General features: G+C 62.3%; 4 protein-coding genes. 3 read left to right on the plus strand and 1 reads right to left on the minus strand.

Annotated elements, in window-relative coordinates; translation table 11 throughout:
• Positions 1-51: 51 nt before the first annotated feature.
• Positions 52-1,587, minus strand: coding sequence for a BCCT family transporter (locus OC610_RS19425; RefSeq protein ID WP_264429967.1), 1,536 nt, complete (start codon positions 1,585-1,587; stop codon positions 52-54).
• Positions 1,588-1,951: 364 nt separating this feature from the next.
• Between OC610_RS19425 and betI the strand changes: the two genes are divergently transcribed.
• The 3 genes from betI (at position 1,952) to betA (ending at position 5,975) form a co-directional block, all read left to right on the plus strand.
• Positions 1,952-2,572, plus strand: coding sequence for a transcriptional regulator BetI (gene betI / locus OC610_RS19430; protein ID WP_030137836.1), 621 nt, complete (start codon positions 1,952-1,954; stop codon positions 2,570-2,572).
• Positions 2,573-2,651: 79 nt separating this feature from the next.
• Positions 2,652-4,124 carry a betaine-aldehyde dehydrogenase gene (gene betB / locus OC610_RS19435; RefSeq protein ID WP_264429964.1) on the plus strand — a complete coding sequence of 491 codons (1,473 nt, stop codon included), beginning with the start codon at positions 2,652-2,654 and terminating at the stop codon, positions 4,122-4,124.
• Positions 4,125-4,271: 147 nt separating this feature from the next.
• Entirely contained in the window at positions 4,272-5,975 is a 1,704-nt protein-coding gene (gene betA / locus OC610_RS19440) for a choline dehydrogenase (protein ID WP_264429966.1), read from the plus strand.
• Positions 5,976-6,018 lie beyond the last annotated feature (43 nt).

The following is a 6,018-nucleotide window of genomic DNA, read 5'->3' on the forward strand; positions in this document are numbered from 1 at the left end:
AGCGGGAGCAAGCTCCCTCGCCACAATAGTGTTCGCAACTATCAAATGCGGTCAGCTAAAGACCCGGCCCAGCGCCGCCAACTCCGCCCGTTCCTGCTCGGCCTGCACATCCTGGCGCATGGCCTTGTGCAGCCCGAACATGAAGACCACCAGCACCACCGAGAACGGCAGCCCGGCCAGCACCACCATGGTTTGCATCGCCTCGAAGTTACCGGCGAACAACAGGCCAACGGTCACCAGCGTGATGACCACGGACCAGAAAATCCGCAGCCAATGCGGTGCATCTTCGTCGACGTTGCCGCCCTTGCACGAAAGGTTCGCCATCATCACCGCGCCGGAGTCGGCCGGGGTAAGGAACAACACGAAACCGACGAAGATCGACACGCCGATCACGACTTTCGAGGCCGGGTAGAACTCCAGCAACTGATAGATCGACATGGACGGCTGTGTCAGCGCCGTCTTGCCCAGTTCCACCGCCCCTTGGTTCATCACCAGGTCCAGGGCCGAGTTACCGAAGATCGACAGCCACGCCAACGTAAAGCCCAGGGGGATCAGCAACACGCCCGCCACCAGTTCGCGCACGGTACGGCCACGGGAAATCCGCGCGATGAACATGCCAACGAACGGCGCCCAGGAAATCCACCAGGCCCAGTAGAACAGGGTCCACAGGCCCAGCCAGCGGTCGGACTTGGCGCTGTCGTCGACATACACATACAGGTCGAACGTCTTGAGGATCACACCGTTGAGGTAGTCACCGACGTTCTGCACGAAACCGTTGAGCAGGTGCAGGGTCGGACCAAACAACAACACGAAGATCAGCAAGCCGCTGAACAATACGATGTTCAGGTTGGACAGCCGTCGGATGCCGTTTTCCACGCCGGACACGGCGGCGATGGTCGCCACGGTGCTCATCACGATGATCACGATCAGCAGGTTGGTGTTGCTGTGCTCGATGCCGAACAGGTTTTCCAGCCCGGACGCGACTTGCAGCGAACCTATCCCCAGGTTGGTCACCAGCCCCAGCAACGTGACGAACATGCCGAAACCGTCCACCGCATGACCCGCCGCGCCCTTGACCCAGCGCTCGCCTACCAATGGATACAAGGCCGAACGCAACGCCAGCGGTTGGTTGTGCCGGTAGGCGAAATACGCCACGGCCAGGCCCACCAGGGCATAGATCGCCCAGCCGTGCAGGCCCCAGTGCAAGAACGTCAGTTGCACAGCCTGGCGCGCGGCCATCTGGCTGCCGGCCACGCCCTCAGGCGGGTTGAAGTAATGGTCCAGCGGCTCGGACGCGCCGAAGTAGAGCAAAGAAATGCCGATGCCCGACGAAAACAGCATCCCGGCCCAGGCGCCGTAGCTGAAGTCCGGCGTGTCGTGCTGGCTGCCCAGCTTGAGCTTGCCGTAGGAGGAAAGCGCCAGGCCAACCACGAACACCAGGTAGGCGGCGATCACCACCATGTAGTACCAGCCGAAGCTGCGGGACAGCCACGCCTGGGCAATGCCGAGCAAACGGCCTGCCTCTTGTGGCGCAATGATCAATATGGCGGTGAGCAGCAGGATCAGCGCGGTGGAGGTGTAGAACACCCAACCGTTGACCGTCACCTTTTGCGGTGGGGTCTTTATTAGCAAGGCAGAACTCATTGCACGGATGCTCCAGGCAGTGCGAGAGAAAGACAAGGCAACGCGATACCCGACCAATCGGTGAGTGGGCAGCCGACCGGCGGGTGTTATAAAGACATCCTTGGAGCCCTCGCCCCCGTCATGCGCGGGTCTTGGGCCCCTGATGTCTCGCTTCCGCGCCATTTACGCGTAGGAATTTTCGGTAAATCGCGACGAATTGTCGCAGAGCTTATTCTTTGTTGATTGAACGTTCAATCAAAACAAAATAGACTGGCCCTCATGAAGGCGGACCGAACTCGTCCGCCCGATGGCCTAAGGAGATTTGCAGATGCCCAAGGTCGGTATGCAACCCATCCGCCGCCAGCAGTTGATCGAAGCCACTTTGCAGGCGGTCGATCAGGTCGGAATGGGGGACGCCAGCATTGCGCTGATCGCCCGTTTGGCCGGAGTTTCGAACGGCATCATCAGTCACTACTTTCAGGACAAGAATGGCCTGATCGCAGCGACGGCCCAGTACCTGATGAGTGTCCTGAGCGAGAACGTCACCGCGCGTCGCCAAGCGCTGACGGACTCGAGCCCGCGAGCTCACCTGAAGGTGATCATCGAAGGCAACTTTGACGCCAGCCAGGTCAATGGCCCGGCGATGAAAACCTGGCTGGCCTTCTGGGCCACCAGCATGCATCACCCGTCATTGCACAGGTTGCAGCGGATCAACGATCACCGTCTGTATTCCAACCTGTGTTGCCAGTTCCGCCGCGTGTTGCCTGTTGACCAGGCACGCAGCGCGGCACGGGGCCTGGCCGCGCTGATTGACGGTTTGTGGCTGCGCGGCGCGCTCTCGGGAGACGCGTTCGATACCGCCCAGGCACACCAGATCGCTTACGAATACATGGATTTCCAACTGGCCAAGTCAGGAATGCCAGAGCACACAGAATCGCTCGCCACCTGAACCGCCACCGCAGCGCGTAGTCAGCTATGAACGACACGCTCGGTGCTCAGCCAACCACTTATGCACTTGCGAGGACTTTATGGCCCGTTTCGAACTGCAAAAACTCTACATCGATGGCGCGTACAGCGATGCCAGCGGCGACGCCACCTTCGAAGCCATCAACCCGGCCAACGGTGAAGTACTCGCCCTGGTGCAACGCGCGACGTTCGAGGACGTCGAGCGTGCCGTGGTCAGCGCCGAAAAAGGCCAAAAAGTCTGGGCCGCCATGACCGCCATGCAGCGCTCGCGCATCCTGCGCCGCGCCGTGGACATCCTGCGCGAGCGCAACGATGAACTGGCCGCCCTGGAAACCCTGGACACCGGCAAATCGTTCTCCGAAACCAAATACGTCGACATCGTCACCGGCGCAGACGTGCTGGAATACTACGCAGGCCTGGTGCCCGCCATCGAAGGCGAGCAGGTTCCGCTGCGCAGCACTTCCTTCGTCTACACCCGTCGCGAGCCCCTGGGCGTGGTCGCCGGTATCGGCGCGTGGAACTACCCGATCCAGATCGCCCTGTGGAAATCCGCCCCGGCCCTGGCCGCCGGTAACGCGATGATCTTCAAGCCAAGCGAAGTCACCTCGCTGACCACCCTGAAACTGGCCGAGATCTACACCGAGGCCGGCGTCCCGGCGGGCGTGTTCAACGTGCTGACCGGCAGCGGTCGCGAAGTCGGCACCTGGCTGACCGAGCACCCGCGCATCGAGAAAATCTCCTTCACCGGCGGCACCGACACCGGCAAGAAGGTCATGGCCAGCGCTTCGAGTTCTTCGCTCAAGGACGTGACCATGGAACTGGGCGGCAAGTCGCCGCTGATCATCTTCGACGACGCTGACCTGGACCGCGCCGCCGACACCGCGATGATGGCCAACTTCTACAGCTCCGGCCAGGTCTGCACCAACGGCACCCGCGTGTTCGTGCCGAGCCACCTCAAAGCGGCGTTCGAAGCCAAGATTGTCGAGCGCGTGGCGCGCATCCGCGTCGGTAACCCGGAAGACGAAAACACCAATTTCGGCCCGCTGGTGAGCTTCGCCCACATGGAAAGCGTGTTGGGCTACATCGAGAAAGGCAAAGCCGAAGGCGCGCGCTTGCTGTGCGGCGGCGGTCGCCTGACCGAAGGCGAGTTCGCCAAGGGCGCGTTCGTCGCCCCGACCGTGTTCACCGACTGCACCGATGACATGACCATCGTGCGTGAAGAAATCTTCGGCCCGGTGATGAGCATCCTCACCTACGAAACCGAAGAAGAAGTGATCCGCCGCGCCAACGACACCGACTTCGGCCTGGCCGCTGGCGTCGTCACCCGCGACCTCAACCGCGCCCACCGCGTGATCCACCAGCTCGAAGCCGGCATCTGCTGGATCAACGCCTGGGGTGAATCGGCGGCAGAAATGCCGGTCGGTGGCTACAAGCAATCGGGCGTGGGCCGGGAGAACGGGATCAGCTCGCTGAACAACTTCACCCGCATCAAGTCGGTGCAGGTCGAGATGGGTGATTACACCTCGGTGTTCTAAACCGACGTTGCCTCTGCGGCCGCCATCGCGAGCAAGCTCGCTCCCACAGGAGTCCCCATTCCAATGTGGGAGCGAGCTTGCTCGCGATCGAGTGCGAAGCACTCGCCAGGCCTGACCTGAACCCAACTCAAAAAGAGGGTGCATTTCATGTCCCAAGAATTCGATTACATCATCATCGGTGCCGGTTCGGCCGGTAACACCCTGGCCACCCGCCTGACCGAAGACGAAGGCGTCACCGTCCTGCTGCTCGAAGCCGGCGGCCCGGACTATCGCCTCGACTTCCGTACGCAAATGCCCGCCGCCCTGGCATTTCCTCTCCAGGGCCGTCGCTACAACTGGGCCTACGAAACCGATCCGGAGCCGTACATGAACGGCCGTCGCATGGAATGCGGACGCGGCAAGGGCCTGGGCGGGTCTTCGCTGATCAACGGCATGTGCTACATCCGCGGCAACGCCCTGGACTACGACAACTGGGCCAAGCTGCCGGGCCTGGACGACTGGACCTACCTCGATTGCCTGCCGTATTTCCGCAAGGCCGAAACCCGTGATATCGGCCCGAACGATTACCACGGCGGTGAAGGCCCGGTCAGCGTGACCACGCCCAAGGCCGGTAACAACCCGTTGTTCCACGCCATGGTCGAAGCCGGCGTGCAGGCCGGTTACCCGCGTACCGACGACCTCAACGGTTACCAGCAGGAAGGTTTCGGCCCGATGGACCGTACCGTCACGCCCAACGGCCGTCGCGCCAGTACCGCCCGCGGTTACCTGGACATCGCCAAGAAGCGTTCGACACTGACCATCGTTACCCATGCCCTGACCGACAAGATCCTGTTCGAAGGCAAGCGTGCGGTCGGCGTGCGCTATCTGGTGGGCGCCGCTGAAGAGCGCGTCGAAGCCCGGGCGCGCAAGGAAGTGCTGCTGTGCTCCGGCGCCATCGCCTCGCCGCAGATCCTCCAGCGTTCCGGCGTTGGCCCGGCCAAGCTGCTGGAAAACCTTGACATCCCGGTGGTCCACGACCTGCCGGGCGTGGGTGAAAACCTGCAGGATCACCTGGAGCTGTACCTGCAATACGCTTGCACCCAACCGGTCTCGCTGTACCCGTCGCTGCTCTGGTACAACCAGCCGGCCATCGGTGCCGAGTGGCTGTTCAACGGCACCGGCATCGGCGCCAGCAACCAGTTCGAAGCCGGCGGTTTCATACGCACTCGCCCCGATTTCGAATGGCCGAACATCCAGTACCACTTCCTGCCGGTGGCGATTAACTACAACGGCAGCAACGGCGTGAAGGAACACGGTTTCCAGGCGCACATGGGTTCCATGCGTTCGCCAAGCCGTGGTCGGATCCAGGCCAAGTCCAAGGACCCGCGCCAGCACCCGAGCATCCTGTTCAACTACATGGCCACCGAGCAGGACTGGCAGGAATTTCGCGACGGCATCCGCCTGACCCGCGAGATCATGCAACAACCGGCGCTCGATGCCTTCCGTGGTCGCGAGATCAGTCCGGGCATCGACGTGCAAACGGACGAGCAACTCGACCAGTTCATCCGCGAGCACGCCGAAACCGCGTTCCATCCGTCCTGCTCGTGCAAGATGGGCACCGACGACATGGCTGTCGTGGACAGCGAAGGCCGCGTGCATGGCATGGAAGGGTTGCGAGTAGTCGACGCCTCGATCATGCCGATCATCACCACCGGCAACCTGAACGCGCCGACGATCATGATGGCCGAGAAAATCGCCGACAAGATCCGTGGTCGCAAACCCCTGCCGCGCAGCACCGCGCCTTACTACGTGGCCGGCGACGCGCCGGTGCGGGGCAAGCCGGTGCGTGAAGTGGCGACGGCTGCACAGTAAGACTCAAGACCGCGGCACGGCCTTCGCGAGCAGGCTCGCTCCC

Source organism: Pseudomonas agronomica (genome assembly GCF_025917275.1).
GTDB lineage: Bacteria > Pseudomonadota > Gammaproteobacteria > Pseudomonadales > Pseudomonadaceae > Aquipseudomonas > Aquipseudomonas agronomica.

Bases quoted from the DNA above. Each gene is read 5' to 3' on its own strand.
- betI (WP_030137836.1), top strand. From the start codon at position 1,952: ATGCCCAAGGTCGGTATGCAACCCATCCGCCGCCAGCAGTTGATCGAA.
- betB (WP_264429964.1), top strand. From the start codon at position 2,652: ATGGCCCGTTTCGAACTGCAAAAACTCTACATCGATGGCGCGTACAGC.
- betA (WP_264429966.1), top strand. From the start codon at position 4,272: ATGTCCCAAGAATTCGATTACATCATCATCGGTGCCGGTTCGGCCGGT.